General features: G+C 53.4%; 13 protein-coding genes. 6 read left to right on the forward strand and 7 right to left on the reverse strand.

Annotated elements, in window-relative coordinates; genetic code table 11:
* Entirely contained in the window at positions 1-1824 is a 1824-nt protein-coding gene (gene typA, locus V1603_RS02735) for a ribosome-dependent GTPase TypA (protein WP_028014891.1), read from the reverse strand.
* 378 nt (positions 1825-2202) lie between these two features.
* Between typA and glnA the strand changes: the two genes are divergently transcribed.
* The 4 genes from glnA to V1603_RS02755 all read left to right on the forward strand — a co-directional run bounded on the left by glnA (position 2203) and on the right by V1603_RS02755 (position 6476).
* Complete coding sequence (gene glnA, locus V1603_RS02740) at positions 2203-3612, forward strand: glutamate--ammonia ligase (RefSeq protein ID WP_008501856.1); 1410 nt, start codon at positions 2203-2205, stop codon at positions 3610-3612.
* 169 nt (positions 3613-3781) lie between these two features.
* On the forward strand, positions 3782-4831 hold the full coding sequence (gene glnL / locus V1603_RS02745) for a nitrogen regulation protein NR(II) (RefSeq protein ID WP_116343739.1): 1050 nt from the start codon (positions 3782-3784) through the stop codon (positions 4829-4831).
* Between the two features lie 11 nt (positions 4832-4842).
* Positions 4843-6255, forward strand: a complete 1413-nt coding sequence (glnG, locus tag V1603_RS02750; RefSeq protein WP_028014893.1) for a nitrogen regulation protein NR(I) — start codon at positions 4843-4845, stop codon at positions 6253-6255.
* Positions 6256-6365: 110 nt separating this feature from the next.
* Entirely contained in the window at positions 6366-6476 is a 111-nt protein-coding gene (locus tag V1603_RS02755) for a YshB family small membrane protein (protein ID WP_023331639.1), read from the forward strand.
* A 67-nt stretch (positions 6477-6543) separates the two neighbouring features.
* Here V1603_RS02755 and hemN read toward each other — a convergent pair whose 3' ends face one another.
* On the reverse strand, positions 6544-7917 hold the full coding sequence (hemN, locus tag V1603_RS02760; RefSeq protein ID WP_116343737.1) for an oxygen-independent coproporphyrinogen III oxidase: 1374 nt from the start codon (positions 7915-7917) through the stop codon (positions 6544-6546).
* 188 nt (positions 7918-8105) lie between these two features.
* Positions 8106-8621 (reverse strand): Der GTPase-activating protein YihI, encoded by a 516-nt coding sequence (yihI, locus tag V1603_RS02765; protein ID WP_116343735.1) that lies wholly within the window; start codon positions 8619-8621, stop codon positions 8106-8108.
* A 577-nt stretch (positions 8622-9198) separates the two neighbouring features.
* Here yihI and yihA point away from each other — a divergent pair.
* Positions 9199-9828 (forward strand): ribosome biogenesis GTP-binding protein YihA/YsxC, encoded by a 630-nt coding sequence (gene yihA / locus V1603_RS02770; RefSeq protein ID WP_116343734.1) that lies wholly within the window; start codon positions 9199-9201, stop codon positions 9826-9828.
* Between the two features lie 313 nt (positions 9829-10141).
* Here the strand turns inward: yihA and polA are convergent, their stop codons facing one another.
* A complete protein-coding gene (polA, locus tag V1603_RS02775; protein WP_395313470.1) occupies positions 10142-12934 on the reverse strand; it encodes a DNA polymerase I in 2793 nt (930 codons plus the stop codon).
* A gap of 440 nt (positions 12935-13374) precedes the next feature.
* Between polA and V1603_RS02780 the strand changes: the two genes are divergently transcribed.
* Positions 13375-14283, forward strand: coding sequence for an acyltransferase (locus V1603_RS02780; RefSeq protein ID WP_116343781.1), 909 nt, complete (start codon positions 13375-13377; stop codon positions 14281-14283).
* Between the two features lie 23 nt (positions 14284-14306).
* Here V1603_RS02780 and dsbA read toward each other — a convergent pair whose 3' ends face one another.
* The 3 genes from dsbA to V1603_RS02795 all read right to left on the reverse strand — a co-directional run bounded on the left by dsbA (position 14307) and on the right by V1603_RS02795 (position 16289).
* Positions 14307-14930, reverse strand: coding sequence for a thiol:disulfide interchange protein DsbA (gene dsbA, locus V1603_RS02785; RefSeq protein WP_028014899.1), 624 nt, complete (start codon positions 14928-14930; stop codon positions 14307-14309).
* Between the two features lie 27 nt (positions 14931-14957).
* Positions 14958-15944 carry a serine/threonine protein kinase gene (locus V1603_RS02790; RefSeq protein WP_233003669.1) on the reverse strand — a complete coding sequence of 329 codons (987 nt, stop codon included), beginning with the start codon at positions 15942-15944 and terminating at the stop codon, positions 14958-14960.
* A gap of 75 nt (positions 15945-16019) precedes the next feature.
* Positions 16020-16289, reverse strand: coding sequence for a YihD family protein (locus V1603_RS02795; protein WP_008501866.1), 270 nt, complete (start codon positions 16287-16289; stop codon positions 16020-16022).
* Positions 16290-16295: the final 6 nt, after the last annotated feature.

Consider the following 16295-nt stretch of genomic DNA (forward strand, 5'->3'; position numbering starts at 1 on the left):
TTAGTCTTCTTTCGCACCGCGCATAGCACGTTTACGATCGTTCTCGGTCAGGTGACGTTTACGGATACGAATTGACTGTGGCGTCACTTCTACCAGTTCGTCATCATCGATGAACTCCAGAGCCTGCTCCAGCGTCATCTTGATCGGTGGAACCAGAACCGTTGCTTCGTCAGTACCGGACGCACGCATGTTGGTCAGTTTCTTACCGGTCAGGCAGTTTACGGTCAGGTCGTTAGAACGACTGTGAATACCGATGATCTGGCCTTCGTAAACTTCAGCACCGTGACCCAGGAACAGCTTACCGCGATCCTGCAGGCCGAACAGCGCAAACGCAACCGCTTTACCCTGACCGTTGGAGATCAGCACGCCGTTGTTACGCTGGCCCACTTCGCCCGGACGAACGTCGTCATAGTGGCTGAAGGTGGAGTACAGCAGGCCGGTACCGGAGGTCATGGTCATGAACTCAGAACGGAAGCCGATCAGGCCGCGGCTTGGGATCACGTAGTCGAGACGTACGCGGCCTTTGCCATCTGGATTCATGTTTTTCAGGTCGCCTTTACGCTCGCCCAGCGCCTGCATCACAGAACCCTGATGCTGCTCTTCAACGTCCAGCGTGACGTTTTCGAACGGCTCTTGTTTACGGCCGTCGATTTCGCGGAAGATAACTTTCGGACGGGAAACCGCCATCTCGAAACCTTCACGACGCATGTTTTCGATCAGAACAGACAGGTGCAGCTCACCACGACCAGAAACGCGGAATGCATCAGCGTCTTCGGTTTCTTCAACGCGCAGCGCAACGTTGTGCACCAGCTCTTTGTTCAGGCGGTCAAGGATCTGACGAGAGGTAACGAACTTACCTTCTTTGCCACAGAACGGAGAGGTGTTGACGTTGAAGAACATAGAAACGGTTGGTTCATCAACGGACAGGGCTGGCAGCGCTTCGACGTTCTGCGGATCGCAGATGGTGTCGGAGATGTTCAGTTCACCCAGACCGGTGATCGCGATGATGTCGCCCGCTTCAGCGATGTCGCTCTCGATACGCTCAAGACCCAGGTGAGTCAGTACTTTACCGACTTTACCGTTACGGGTTTTGCCTTCGCTATCGATGATCGTGACCTGCTGGTTAGGCTTCACTTTACCGCGCTTGATACGGCCAATGCCGATAACGCCAACGTAGTTGTTGTAGTCGAGCTGGGAGATCTGCATCTGCAGGGTGCCTTCCAGGTCAACGTTCGGCGCAGGGACACGGTCAACAATCGCCTGATACAGCGGGGTCATGTCTTCAGCCATGTCTTCGTGGTCCAGACCAGCGATACCGTTCAGCGCAGAAGCGTAAACGATAGGGAAGTCCAGCTGCTCGTCGGTCGCGTCGAGGTTAACGAACAGGTCGAATACCTGGTCAACAACCCAGTCAGGACGCGCGCCAGGGCGGTCAACTTTGTTGATAACAACGATTGGCTTCAGACCATGGGCAAAAGCTTTTTTGGTCACGAAGCGCGTCTGTGGCATTGGGCCATCCATTGCGTCAACGACCAGCAGAACGGAGTCTACCATGGACATTACACGTTCAACTTCACCACCGAAGTCGGCGTGCCCTGGGGTATCAACGATGTTGATACGGTAGTCATTCCATTTAATCGCGGTGTTTTTCGCGAGGATAGTAATCCCACGCTCTTTCTCCAAATCGTTGGAGTCCATCACGCGTTCTTGGGTTTCGGCACGTGCATCAAACGTACCGGATTGCTGCAGCAGCTTATCAACCAGGGTAGTTTTACCATGGTCAACGTGCGCGATGATGGCGATGTTACGCAAATTTTCGATCACAACTTTGCCTCAGGCATTTAGAAATAGCGCGTTATTGTACACGGATTAATCGCACTACAAAACAGGATCACAAACATCCCCCGCAAACAAGTATTGCAGAGATGCTTTGTGATCGCTTTCACGGAGCGGTAAAAGGGCACTTTAACGTAAATTGCACCAATATGGTGCTCAACGTTCACAATGAAGCACTATACTGGTGCAACAAATCCATCATGGTGCAGCCCTTTTGCACTATGGTGCGCATGATAACGCCTTTTTGGGGTGTTTTAAAAGTTGGCACAGATTTCGCTTTATAAAAAATACATGGCAACAGCCAGTACAAACAGAAATTGAAGACCTCGTTACCACGACGACAATGACCAATCTGGAGAGTTAAGTATGTCCGCTGAACACGTTTTGACGATGCTGAACGAACATGAAGTGAAGTTTGTTGATCTGCGCTTCACCGATACCAAAGGTAAAGAACAGCACGTCACAATCCCTGCTCATCAGGTGAACGCCGAATTCTTTGAAGAAGGCAAAATGTTTGACGGCTCCTCCATTGGTGGCTGGAAAGGCATTAACGAATCCGACATGGTTCTGATGCCAGACGCAACCACTGCGGTCATTGATCCGTTCTTCGAAGAACCAACCCTGATCATCCGCTGCGACATCCTCGAGCCAGGCACGCTGCAGGGCTACGACCGCGACCCACGTTCTATCGCTAAACGCGCTGAAGAATACCTGCGTTCTACCGGCATCGCGGACACCGTTCTGTTCGGGCCAGAGCCAGAGTTCTTCCTGTTCGACGACATCCGCTTCGGTGCCTCTATTTCCGGTTCCCACGTGGCTATCGACGACATCGAAGGTGCATGGAACTCTTCCACCAAATACGAAGGTGGTAACAAAGGTCACCGTCCTGGTGTGAAAGGCGGTTACTTCCCGGTTCCTCCGGTCGACTCTGCACAGGACATCCGTTCCACCATGTGTCTGGTGATGGAAGAGATGGGCCTGGTTGTTGAAGCGCACCACCACGAAGTGGCGACTGCTGGTCAGAACGAAGTGGCAACCCGCTTCAACACCATGACCAAAAAAGCGGACGAAATTCAGATCTACAAATACGTTGTGCACAACGTTGCGCACCGTTTCGGTAAAACCGCGACCTTCATGCCAAAACCAATGTTTGGCGACAACGGTTCCGGTATGCACTGCCACATGTCTCTGTCCAAGAACGGTACCAACCTGTTCTCTGGCGACAAATACGCCGGTCTGTCCGAGCAGGCGCTGTATTACATCGGTGGTGTTATCAAACACGCTAAAGCGATCAACGCCCTGGCGAACCCAACCACCAACTCCTACAAGCGACTGGTACCGGGGTACGAAGCACCAGTGATGCTGGCCTACTCTGCGCGTAACCGTTCTGCTTCTATCCGTATCCCGGTGGTAGCTTCTCCGAAAGCGCGTCGTATCGAAGTGCGCTTCCCGGACCCAGCGGCTAACCCATACCTGTGCTTCGCAGCACTGCTGATGGCCGGTCTGGACGGTATCAAGAACAAGATCCACCCGGGCGAAGCGATGGACAAAAACCTGTACGACCTGCCGCCAGAAGAAGCGAAAGAGATCCCACAGGTTGCGGGTTCTCTGGAAGAAGCCCTGCAGGCGCTGGACGCAGACCGCGAGTTCCTGACCGCAGGTGGCGTATTCACTGACGACGCTATCGATGCTTACATCGCTCTGCGTACTGAAGAGAACGACCGCGTGCGTATGACTCCGCATCCGGTTGAGTTCGAACTGTACTACAGCGTTTAATTTAGTTGTTTTACCCGGCGTGAAAAGCGCCGGGGGTAGTTGCCGTGGAAACTTTTAGCCCATCTCCGGATGGGCTTTTTTCTCCACCAACAACCTGATCTCACGCGCTTTTTACGCCGAAACCGCTATACTGCACTAAAATAGTGCAACTACTCCAGGAGACTGCTGAATGGCAACTGGCACGCTGCCCGATGCTGGGCAGATCCTCAATTCTTTAATTAACAGTATATTGCTGGTCGACGACGAGCTGGCCGTCCATTACGCCAACCCGGCGGCGCAACAGCTGCTCGCCCAGAGTTCACGCAAACTGTTTGGCACCCCGCTTCCTGAGTTGTTGAGCTATTTTTCGCTGAATATTGGCCTGATGCAGGAAAGCTTGCAGGCCGGCCAGGGGTTTACCGATAACGAAGTGACGCTGGTGATCGACGGGCGCTCGCACATTCTGTCGCTTACCGCGCAACGACTTCCCGAGGGAATGATCCTGCTCGAAATGGCGCCGATGGATAACCAGCGTCGCCTGAGCCAGGAACAGCTGCAGCATGCGCAGCAAATTGCCGCCCGTGACCTGGTGCGAGGTCTGGCGCATGAAATCAAAAATCCGCTGGGTGGGTTACGCGGCGCGGCACAGCTTCTGACCAAAGCGCTGCCCGACCCCGCGCTGGCGGAGTACACCAACGTCATCATTGAGCAGGCGGACCGCCTGCGTAACCTGGTTGATCGCCTTCTTGGGCCGCAGCAGCCCGGCATGCACGTTTCAGAAAGCATTCATAAAGTGGCTGAACGGGTGGTGAAGCTTGTCTCCATGGAGCTGCCGGAGAACGTCACGCTGGTGCGTGATTACGACCCCAGCCTGCCGGAACTGGCGCATGACCCCGATCAGATTGAGCAGGTACTGCTGAATATTGTGCGCAATGCCCTGCAGGCGCTGGGGCCGGAAGGCGGCGAGATTATTTTACGCACCCGCACCGCCTTCCAGCTCACGCTGCACGGCGTGCGCTATCGTCTGGCGGCCCGTATCGACGTTGAGGATAACGGTCCCGGTATTCCTGCGCATCTGCAGGACACCCTGTTCTACCCGATGGTAAGCGGGCGCGAAGGCGGTACGGGTCTGGGCTTATCTATCGCCCGCAGCTTGATCGATCAGCACTCCGGAAAAATTGAATTTACCAGTTGGCCGGGACATACCGAGTTTTCGGTTTTCCTGCCGATTAAAAAATAAAGGTGACGTTTATGCAACGAGGGATAGTCTGGGTAGTCGATGACGATAGCTCCATCCGTTGGGTGCTTGAACGCGCGCTCACAGGGGCAGGATTAAGCTGCACGACGTTTGAGAGCGGCAGCGAAGTGCTCGACGCACTCACCACCAAAACGCCAGATGTTCTGCTTTCGGATATCCGTATGCCGGGCATGGACGGGCTGGCGCTGTTAAAGCAGATCAAACAACGCCACCCGATGCTTCCGGTCATCATAATGACCGCGCACTCCGATCTGGATGCCGCGGTGAGCGCCTATCAGCAAGGGGCGTTTGATTACCTGCCCAAACCGTTTGATATCGACGAAGCGGTGGCGCTGGTTGAGCGTGCGATTAGCCACTACCAGGAGCAGCAACAGCCCCGCCACGCGCCCGATTTTGGGCCAACGACGGACATCATCGGCGAAGCGCCGGCGATGCAGGATGTATTTCGCATTATTGGCCGTCTGTCCCGCTCGTCCATCAGCGTATTGATTAACGGTGAATCGGGAACCGGTAAAGAGCTGGTGGCGCATGCCTTGCATCGCCATAGCCCACGGGCAAAAGCGCCGTTCATCGCCCTGAATATGGCGGCGATCCCGAAGGATTTGATTGAATCCGAGCTGTTCGGCCATGAAAAGGGGGCATTTACCGGCGCAAATACCATTCGCCAGGGGCGCTTTGAGCAGGCTGACGGCGGCACGCTTTTCCTGGACGAGATCGGCGATATGCCGCTGGACGTTCAGACCCGCCTGCTGCGCGTACTGGCCGACGGGCAGTTTTACCGCGTGGGCGGCTATGCGCCGGTGAAGGTGGACGTGCGCATTATTGCCGCGACGCACCAGAACCTGGAGCTGCGCGTGCAGGAGGGGAAATTCCGTGAGGATTTATTCCATCGCCTGAACGTCATCCGCGTTCATCTGCCGCCGCTGCGCGAGCGTCGGGAAGATATTCCCCGCCTGGCGCGTCATTTCCTGCAGGTTGCCGCCCGCGAGCTGGGCGTGGAAGCCAAGCAGCTGCACCCGGAAACCGATGCCGCCCTCACCCGTCTGGCGTGGCCGGGCAACGTCCGTCAGCTGGAAAACACCTGCCGCTGGTTAACCGTGATGGCCGCCGGACAGGAAGTGCTGATTCAGGATTTACCGGCCGAGCTGTTTGAGGCCACCGCGCCAGAAAGCAGTACCGGACACGCGCTGCCGGACAGCTGGGCGACGCTGCTGGCGCAGTGGGCCGACCGCGCGCTGCGTTCCGGTCATCAAAACCTGCTGTCTGAGGCTCAGCCCGAGATGGAGCGTACGCTGTTGACCACCGCGCTTCGTCATACGCAGGGCCATAAGCAGGAAGCCGCTCGCCTGCTGGGATGGGGACGTAATACCCTGACGCGCAAGCTTAAAGAGCTGGGAATGGAGTAAGATTCCCCGAAGTGTAAAGGTTATTAATTGAGCGCAAATTGCCGTTATTTTGCGCTTTACTGTTCCGATGAGTTTTGTATGATCGTGCCCGGAAATCGAGGGTGGAGATCATGCTGGAAACATTAGTCAATATGCTCTCTAGCGGAGCAGTTGAAAGCCACACGCCACAAACCGCCGTTGCGGCGGTGCTGTGTGCGGCGCTGGTTGGGCTGTTTAGCTAGCGGGGTTGAACGTAAAAGCCGGGTGGCGGCTTCGCCTTACCCGGCCTACGTTTCGTGCTTTTGCGATTTAAATCACCCGCGAGAACTGCTGCAGTCGCGCTTTCTGGCGCAGATACGCGTCAAAGCACATACAGATGTTACGGATCAACAGACGCCCTTTCGGCGTGACCTCAATTGAACTCTCCGACACATCCACCAGCCCGTCTTTCGCCAGCGGCGCAAGAAGCTCCAGGTCTTGTGCAAAATAATCGCTGAATTTCAGATCCCACTGTGCCTCCACGTCGCTAAAGTCGAGACGGAAGTTGCAGATAAGCGCTTTAATCACATCACGACGAATGCAGTCGTCACGGGTCAGCGCGATGCCGCGCCACAGCGCGTTGCCGGTTTCATCTACCTGCTGGTAGTAGAGCTTCAGCTCTTTCTGGTTCTGCGCGTAGCAGTCACCAATCATGCTGATGGCAGAGACGCCCATGCCAAGCAGATCGGTATCGCCCTGAGTGGTGTAACCCTGGAAGTTGCGGTGCAGTACCCCTTCGCGCTGGGCAATGGCCAGCTCGTCGTCCGGACGGGCAAAGTGATCCATGCCGATAAACTGATAGCCGCTCTCGGTCAGCGATGTGATGGTTTCCTGCAGGATATCCAGCTTCTGCTGGGCAGAAGGCAGATCCGCATCTTTGATTTTGCGCTGAGCGGCGAATAGCGTCGGCAGGTGCGCGTAGTTAAAGACGCTGAGGCGGTCCGGGCTGAGTTCAGCCACGCGCTTCAGCGTAAAGGCGAAGCTCTCCGGCGTCTGCTTTGGCAGGCCGTAAATGAGGTCGATGTTGGTCGAGGTAAAGCCGATGTCACGTGCGTGGTTGAGTAAGGCGAAGATAAACTCTTCGTCCTGCTCGCGGTTCACCAGACGCTGGACCTCTTTATTGAAATCCTGCACGCCCATGCTCAGCCGGTTGAAGCCTTCCGCGCGTAAATGATCCAGGACATTCAGCTCAATTTCACGCGGATCGACTTCGATCGAGATTTCGGCGTCGTCGTTAAAATTGAAATTTCCGCGCAGCAGCGTCATCAGACGGCTTATTTGCGCCTTATTCAGATAGGTTGGCGTGCCGCCGCCCCAGTGAAGCTGGCTGACGTGACGGCCAGCAAAAAGCGGCGCGCGGTGCACAATTTCCTGTTCGAGCGCATCCAGGTATTGGTCGGCCTTATGCTGCTGACGGGTCACGATTTTATTGCAGCCGCAGAAGTAGCAGAGCTTATGGCAGAACGGAATATGGACGTAGAGCGACAGCGGGCGCTCAGGATAGCGCGCGACGGCCTGCTGAAAATCCGCCTCGCCGAAGGCATCGGAGAACTCCAGCGCGGTGGGGTATGACGTGTAACGCGGCCCGGAATAGTTATACTTCTGGATTAGGGCCAAATCCCAGTCGATAGTTGGTGCTGACATGCTCACTCCTTCCGTTGGTGTCGCGTTCGTATACGGCGGCCCGTTCTGGCCCCATCGCGGGCCATCATTCGGGTGCGCAGCCACTTCTGTCGCCGCGACAACCGCCGTAGTTTAACGAATAACCACACCAGATAACATATAACCGGAAGGGTTATAAGCAGGACTATCGTGCCTGCCGGGTGCAAATGTTAGTTTCCACCTTTCAGAAGACGCATCATATCTTCCTGCTTTTCGTCTTCTTCTTCGTCGTCTTCGTCATCGTAAGACAGACCGAGTTTCTGCATCAGCTCATCAATGCGGTCCAGTTTAGCATCCACCCATGACTGCTCTTCTGCGGTCAGGGTTTCACCCTCTTCAAGACGTTCCAGCAGCGCGTCCAGGCGCTCATCGTTCTCCAGCATATCCAGCTCAGCCTGCGGTGAAAGCATAGGTTTCTCGCTCTTTGGTTTGTGCTGCTTAGTGACCGGGGTGTCTGTCACGCCCAGCGGAATGGGAGTTTTACTGCCGATACGAGGATCTTTCTGCTGTTTGCTTTTTGCAGAAGCGCCCGCTGCACCACCGCCGTTTGCACGGCTACCCGCAGCATGGCCACGATGTTTCTTATCGCGTTTGCGATCGCGCGCTTCCTGGTTCAGTTCTTCGCGCGTTTTGCGGCGTGCTTTTGCAGGGCGTTTAGCACCCGCAGCGGAGGTTGGTTTTTTCATGATGTTTTATCTTTAAGTCGTTTTCTTCAGTATAGAATTGCGGCGAAATCTAGCAGAAAGCAAGCAAAGAAAAAAGGCGACAGAGCAATCTGTCGCCTTTTTTCCTGACTCACAACCCTTAGCGGGTCAGACATTCCATGTTTACCAACAACACACCCTGTTTATCCTTTGGCTGATACCGTCCGTGTATGGTTCCATTTCCTGTTAAAACGCCTCCAGGCGCTGGTCGTCCTGACTGTCCTGCGTCTTCGCCTCCTGGCGCTCCTGACCCTAATCCTTAAGTCAAATTCCTGTTGGCTTCCTCGCCCTGACGCATACTTTACCTTGTTCGCTTAAACTGACAAGCAACGAAACGGTACAAAAAGAGATTTTCAGACAATTACCCGGAAATAAGCTTATGATTTAAAACAGTTTGACTTTTTTGGCACCTGCGAATTCTCTGAAATCTCCCATAGCAACATTAGCCGATCTCTCACAACGCTTCGGGCTTTCGCCTGCAGGCGCCGTGCAATGAGAAAAGCCTTTTGCCCGCATTCGGGTATAATCCCCCCAGATTACGATTTTTGGAGACGACCACGTGACTACCTGGAATTACCAACAGACGCATTTTGTCACCAGTGCGCCCGATATTCGCCACCTGCCTTCTGATACCGGTATTGAAGTGGCATTTGCTGGCCGCTCAAATGCGGGGAAGTCCAGCGCCCTGAATACGCTGACCAATCAGAAGAACCTGGCGCGTACCTCAAAAACACCTGGCCGTACCCAGCTGATTAACCTTTTTGAAGTCGCTGAAGGCAAACGCCTGGTCGACTTGCCGGGATACGGTTATGCGCAGGTGCCAGAAGAGATGAAGATCAAATGGCAGCGTGCGCTGGGCGAATACCTGGAAAAACGCATGTGCCTGAAAGGTCTGGTGGTGCTGATGGACATTCGCCATCCGCTAAAAGATCTCGATCAGCAGATGATCGACTGGGCCGTAGCAAGCGATATTGCCGTGCTGGTGCTTCTGACGAAAGCCGACAAGCTGGCAAGCGGCGCGCGTAAAGCGCAGGTGAATATGGTTCGCGAAGCGGTACTGGCCTTTAATGGCGATGTACAGGTAGAGCCCTTCTCTTCGCTGAAAAAACAGGGCGTTGACAAACTGCGTCAGAAGCTCGATAGCTGGTTTAACGAGCTGGAACCCGCAACAGAAGCGGAAGCAGAGTAAAACCGAGCGCGGCAATGTCCGCGCTTTTTTTTTGACGGAACTTTTCTTTGCCGCAATAAAAAACGCCCCAGTCATTACTGACTGGGGCGGCTAAAATATTCAGCCAAATCCGATTACGTGAAGTAAAAGGTCTGAAAGATAGAACATCTTACCTCTGTACCCTACGTCGATAACTCTACCCCTTTTTTTGCTGTAGAAAAAGCACTTTTTGTAGTTTTTTTTCATTCTTTACATAGGGAATTCTAATGATCGTCACAAAACGCGCTTTGTTATGTTGCTAACTTACATAAAAAGCGCGTTATTCATTGAACCTTTAGTGAGCCTGATCCCAGTTTTCACCACTTCCCACTTCCACCAGCAACGGCACGTCTAGCGTCATGCTGCTTTCCATGAGTTCGTGGATCTTTTTCGACACAGTATCGAGATCGTCTTTGTGCACTTCAAACACCAGTTCATCGTGTACCTGCATGATCATTTTCACGCGCGGCTTCTCTTTCTCCAGCCAGGCATCCACGGCAATCATGGCGCGCTTGATGATGTCCGCTGCGGTTCCCTGCATCGGGGCGTTGATCGCCGCACGTTCTGCGCCAGCGCGGCGGGCCGCGTTGCTGGATTTGATGTCCGGGAGATAGAGACGACGGCCATCCAGGGTTTCAACGTAACCTTTCTCTTTCGCCTGCGCGCGGGTACGTTCCATATATTCCAGCACGCCCGGGTAGCGTTCGAAGTAGAGATCCATATACTTCTGCGACTCTTTACGCGGAATGTTGAGCTGGCGAGAAAGGCCAAACGCGCTCATGCCGTAGATCAAACCGAAGTTGATCGCTTTTGCACTGCGGCGCTGTTCGTTTGTCACGCTCTCCAGCGGTAAACCAAAGACCTCCGCCGCGGTCGCACGGTGGATGTCTTTCCCTTCCGCAAATGCCGTCAGCAGACCTTTGTCACGGGACAGGTGCGCCATAATGCGCAGTTCGATTTGCGAGTAGTCAGCCGAGACAATCAGGTAATCCTCCGGGGCGATGAAAGCCTGACGAATGCGGCGCCCTTCTTCATTACGCACCGGGATGTTCTGCAGGTTAGGATCGGTTGAAGAGAGGCGTCCCGTGGCCGCGACAGCCTGATGATACGACGTGTGCACGCGACCCGTTTTCGGGTTGATCATCAGCGGAAGTTTGTCCGTGTAGGTAGACTTAAGCTTCGCGAGACCGCGGTACTCCAGAATCACTTTTGGCAGCGGGTAGTCCAGCGCCAGCTCTTCCAGCACCTCTTCTGAGGTTGACGGTGCGCCGCCAGGGGTTTTCTTCAGCGGCTTGATGCCCTGCTTTTCAAACAGGATGGTTTGCAGCTGCTTCGGTGAAGAAAGGTTAAACGGCTCGCCTGCAAGATCGTGCGCTTTCTGCTCAAGCTCGGTCAGACGCTGCGCCAGCTCCCCGGAGTGGTTATGCAGCACCGTTGGGTCGATTTTCACGCCGTTACGTTCAATCCGTGACAGCACGGGCACCAGCGGCATCTCGATATGCTGGAACACGTTCAGAGGACCTTCATGCTTCTGCAGTTTTGGCCACATCTTCAGGTGCAGCTGCAGCGTGACGTCGGCGTCTTCCGCCGCGTAGCGCCCTGCTTCTTCAAGAGCGATCTGGTTAAATGTGAGCTGATTTTTCCCTTTACCGGCAATCTCTTCAAAAGTGATGGTTTTGTGCTTGAGCCAGCGGTCAGATAAGGAATCCATATCATGACGACCCGCGACGCTGTCCAGAATGTAAGATTCGAGCATAGTGTCGAAGGCAATCCCGCGCAGCTCAATGCCATAGTTCTGCAGAATACCGCGGTCGTACTTGAGGTTTTGCCCGACCTTGAGCGCCTTTTCATCTTCCAGAATCGGCTTCAGCAGCTCAAGCACGCGCTCGCGGGAGATCTGCTCCGGCGCATCCAGGTAGTCGTGCGCCACAGGAACGTAGGCGGCAATACCCGGCTCTGTCGCGAAGGACAATCCCACCATATTGGCTGAGATGTTGTCGAGGCTGTCAGTTTCGGTGTCAAAGGCAAAGACCGGCGCTTTTTTCAGTTTCTCGATCCAGGCGATCAGCTGTGACTCTTCCAGAACGGTTTCGTAGTTGTCGAAGGAGAGCGCTGCGGCTTCTTCTTCCGCCTGCTCTTCGGCATCAACGACAATCGTCTCCTTCGGCTTCGCAGCTGGTTTGGCCCCTTTTGCCTGCAGCCATTTACCGGCTTCCACGTCAGTGGTCCAGCGCTTGAATTCGTATTTCTTAAACAGGCTCAGCAGGTCGTCAGCGGAAGGCTGTTGCACTTCCAGCTGCTCACAGCCCAGCTCCAGTTCCACATCGGTTTTAATCGTTGCCAGCTTATAGGAGAGATAAGCCACCTCTTTGTTCTCTTCCAGCTTCCCGGCCATGGTTTTTGCGCCACGGAAGGAAAGGCTGGCGATTTTGTCTGATTCCGCGTAGAGCGTGTCCAGACCACCCAGCCCCTGGAGCAGCGCCTGCGCGGTTTTTTCACCGACGCCGGGGACGCCAGGGATGTTATCCGAGGAGTCACCCATCAACGCGAGGAAGTCGATAATGAGCTCTGGCGGCACGCCATACTTAGTGACCACTTCTTCCGGCCCCAGAATGGTGTTGGTCATGGTGTTTATCAGGGTGATACCTGGCGTCACCAGCTGGGCCATATCTTTATCGCCGGTGCTGATCAGTACCGGACGGCCCATTTTTTCCGCTTCACGCGCCAGCGTACCGATGACGTCGTCGGCTTCCACGCCAGAGACGGCCAGCAGCGGCAGGCCCATTGCTTTCACCATGGCGTGCAGCGGCTCAATCTGAGCACACAGATCGTCAGGCATTGGCGGACGATGGGATTTGTAATGCTCAAACAGCTCATCGCGGAAGGTTTTACCTTTCGCATCAAAAACGACAGCCGCATGGGTGGGCTGATACTGAAGGATCAGGCTGCGCAGCATGTTCAGCACGCCGTACATTGCGCCGGTAGGTTCCCCTGCGCTATTGGTCAGAGGAGGAAACGCATGGTACGCCCGATACAGGTAAGAAGAGCCGTCGACGAGAATAAGTGGGTTTTCTGGGATCTGAACCATAATGTCCGTGCCTTTAATCAATTTATGCGTAAAGGATGCCACAGAAGGATGAAAACATCAGTTATTCAGGTTCGATACAGGAAAAGATTTTGCGATCGTGAGGATCGCTCGCAAAACTCAAACTGTGGATAAGTTTGTGAATATTTTCACTTCAAATGAAAAACAAGTGCTAAATGCAGGTATTCGCTGAGAATAAATCATTACATATCAATTTGTTAAACACTAACACTCTATGATAATAGCCTGATGATGACAATTTAGTCTATGTGGATATAAGTCCTGAATAGCGCACAGTATTAGAGAAATCTTCTGCGTCAGGGGAAAAGCCGTCAATTGAAGACATGAAAGCGCCATTATTTTGTCATTTTTCTGATAAAATCAGCGCCCAGCGCCGAATTATCGGCCGCTTCATTACAGCTAACCACCTGAAAAAGCTCATCATGTCGAAATTGCTCGCTGCAATAACATTACCGCTAAGCATCATTTTAACTATTCTGGTGACGATTGCCTGTTCTGTGCCGATCATTATCGCCGGGATCGTTAAACTGCTGCTGCCTGTGCCTGCGGTGTGGCGATCCGTCTCTGCGTTTTGTAATTTCATGATGTATTGCTGGTGTGAAGGACTGGCGATCCTGCTGTGCCTGAACCCGCATCTGAAGTGGGATATCGAAGGGCTGGAGAGCCTGAACAAAAAGAACTGGTACCTGCTGATTTGCAATCACCACAGCTGGGCAGACATCGTGGTGTTATGCGTGCTTTTCCGCAAACATATCCCGATGAACAAATACTTCCTGAAGCAGCAGCTCGCCTGGGTGCCTTTTATCGGGCTGGCCTGCTGGGCCCTCGATATGCCGTTTATGAAACGCTATTCGCGCAGCTATTTGATTCGTCATCCGGAGCGTCGCGGTAAGGATGTGGAGACCACGCGCCGTTCCTGTGAAAAGTTTCGCGCGCATCCAACAACCATCGTGAACTTTGTTGAAGGCTCCCGGTTTACGGAAGAGAAGCGTCAACAAAGTCGCTCTCCTTATCGGCATTTGCTCCCGCCAAAGGCGGCGGGTATTGCGATGGCACTTAACGTGCTGGGTGCACAGTTCGATAAACTTCTGAACGTTACGCTCTGCTATCCGGAAAATGACAGGACGCCGTTCTTCGATATGCTCAGCGGCAAGCTGACGCGCATTGTTGTTCGGGTGAATTTAGTACCGATCGATGTCGAGCTGCACGGTGACTACGTTAACGATAAGAATTTCAAACGTGGTTTCCAGCAGTGGCTTAATACGCTCTGGAAAGAGAAAGACCAACAGATAGACAGCATTAAATCCTCATACAAAAACGCCGGTCAGTGACCGGCGTTTTCATATCAACGAAATTACTTCTTCTCAACCAGGTATTTCACGGTATCGGCATACTGCTGTACAAAGATATCCATGCTGCTGGTGTCCATGCCCTGCATGTTCAGCTGATATTTGCCGTTAACAAACATCGCCGGAACGCCCTGAAGCTGCAGGTCCGCGGCCGCTTTTTCCTGCTGAGCCACCAGAGATTTCACCACAAAGCTGTTCCACGCGGCGTCGTACTCTTCACCTTTCACGCCGGCATCAACGAACACTTTACGGATATCCGCAGTGGTCTGAACGGTCTGAGTTTTCTGTACGGCTTCGAACATTGGAGCAGTGATTTTATCTTCCACACCCAGCGCCATCGCAACCGCCCACGCCTGAGTCAGGTCTTTACCCAACGGGCCCAGGAACTCAACGTGGTACTTGGTCATTTTGGTGCCTTCCGGCAGCTTTTTCTTCACGTTGTCAGAAACATGCAGCACCTCTTCGAATTGATAACAGTGCGGGCAGTAGAACGAGAAGAATTCCAGAACCTGTGGCTCGCCAGCAACCGGCTTTTCCAGCGTGATGAACTGTTTACCGTCGGTAAACTGCGCAGCAGAAGCGCTAAATGCCAGAATCATACCTGCCAGCGCCAGCCAAATTTTTTTCATGATTAACTCTCTCCTGGGTGTGTCCAATTAATACATCGGCGTTAATTGCAGAGGGGGTTCCTGAAGAACCTTAACCTGCTGAGTGAATGTAGATATCTGGCTGCGCCAGTAATCTTCTCCGGTAAGCCACGGGAAATTACGGGGAAATGCGGGATCGTCCCAACGCCTGATTAACCATGCGAGATAATAAACAAAACGCATAGAACGTAAAGGCTCAATCAGGGCAATTTCGTCTGAATTAAACGGGCTAAATTCTTCATAGGCTTCAATAATCGTTTCAAGCTGCATGCGCTGCTCGGCTTTGTCGCCATTGAGCAGCATCCACAGATCCTGAACCGCTGGTCCCATGCGCGCATCGTCGAGATCGACAAACAGCGGGCCATCGCGCCAGAGGATATTTCCGGCGTGACAATCGCCATGCAGGCGCAGAACGGAAATATCATCACGCCAGCAGGCTTTCACCGCAGCAATAAGCTTATCGGTGGCGTTGAGGAAATTATCCTTTAGCGCAGTGGGGATCAGCGCAGACGTTTCAAATACCTGACGTGGTTCGGTGAGATATTCCTGAATCCCGAGCGTTGGTCGGGCAGTGAACGCTGTTTTACGTCCCGTCTGATGAATGCGTCCCAGATAGCGAGCAACCCACTCCATCTGATCGATACTATCCGCTTCAAACTGGCGGCCACCCAGACTGGGGAATACGGCGTAGTAAAACCCTTCATGCGTGTGCAGCGTTTGGTTATTGAACTTTATCGGCGCGGCAACAGGGACGTCATCACCCAGCAGATCGTGAGCAAACTGGTGCTCTTCCTGAATTTGCTGTGCAGACCAACGTTCAGGGCGATAGAACTTTACGACGAAGCGCTGACGATCCTCGTCCTGAAATTGATAGACGCGGTTTTCGTAGCTATTTAACGGGGTTAGCCCTGAATCCACACGAATACCCTGTTCAAACAGGGCATCCATAATGGTATCCGGGTGTAGTGTCTGGAAAGTAAAAGCCTGGTCGTTCATCCGATCATCCGGAAATTATACGAATGATTCAGGATATCATCTTGTGGCGATTTCGGTGGCTCCGCTTACAAGCTTTTACTCTTTAATTACGCCTCGGGCGCGCAGCAGCGCAGTTTTAAAATCTTCCTCATAATCCTTCTGAATACCAGGAATAACAGCATCTTTGGCCGAGTCGCGCATTTTGAGGTGGTAGATCAGGATGTCGTCAGAAAGGTCTGCCAGATCGCCGTCAAAACCTGACTCTTTCGCCAGTTTTTGTAAGAATTGCATCAGATTCAGCTCTGGCTCTTTTTGCCAGGCTGGCTGGAGGAGTTCAATGACTTCATTCAGACGTTTACATTTCATGGTGGT

Source organism: Enterobacter sp. ECC-219, from assembly GCF_043966805.1.
GTDB classification, from domain to species: domain Bacteria; phylum Pseudomonadota; class Gammaproteobacteria; order Enterobacterales; family Enterobacteriaceae; genus Enterobacter; species Enterobacter cloacae_N.

Excerpts from the sequence above, each read along its gene's own strand:
- glnA (WP_008501856.1), top strand. The coding sequence starts at position 2,203 with ATGTCCGCTGAACACGTTTTGACGATGCTGAACGAACATGAAGTGAAG.
- glnL (WP_116343739.1), top strand. The coding sequence starts at position 3,782 with ATGGCAACTGGCACGCTGCCCGATGCTGGGCAGATCCTCAATTCTTTA.
- glnG (WP_028014893.1), top strand. The coding sequence starts at position 4,843 with ATGCAACGAGGGATAGTCTGGGTAGTCGATGACGATAGCTCCATCCGT.
- V1603_RS02755 (WP_023331639.1), top strand. The coding sequence starts at position 6,366 with ATGCTGGAAACATTAGTCAATATGCTCTCTAGCGGAGCAGTTGAAAGC.
- hemN (WP_116343737.1), bottom strand. The coding sequence starts at position 7,917 with ATGTCAGCACCAACTATCGACTGGGATTTGGCCCTAATCCAGAAGTAT.
- yihI (WP_116343735.1), bottom strand. The coding sequence starts at position 8,621 with ATGAAAAAACCAACCTCCGCTGCGGGTGCTAAACGCCCTGCAAAAGCA.
- polA (WP_395313470.1), bottom strand. The coding sequence starts at position 12,934 with ATGGTTCAGATCCCAGAAAACCCACTTATTCTCGTCGACGGCTCTTCT.
- V1603_RS02780 (WP_116343781.1), top strand. The coding sequence starts at position 13,375 with ATGTCGAAATTGCTCGCTGCAATAACATTACCGCTAAGCATCATTTTA.
- dsbA (WP_028014899.1), bottom strand. The coding sequence starts at position 14,930 with ATGAAAAAAATTTGGCTGGCGCTGGCAGGTATGATTCTGGCATTTAGC.
- V1603_RS02790 (WP_233003669.1), bottom strand. The coding sequence starts at position 15,944 with ATGAACGACCAGGCTTTTACTTTCCAGACACTACACCCGGATACCATT.
- V1603_RS02795 (WP_008501866.1), bottom strand. The coding sequence starts at position 16,289 with ATGAAATGTAAACGTCTGAATGAAGTCATTGAACTCCTCCAGCCAGCC.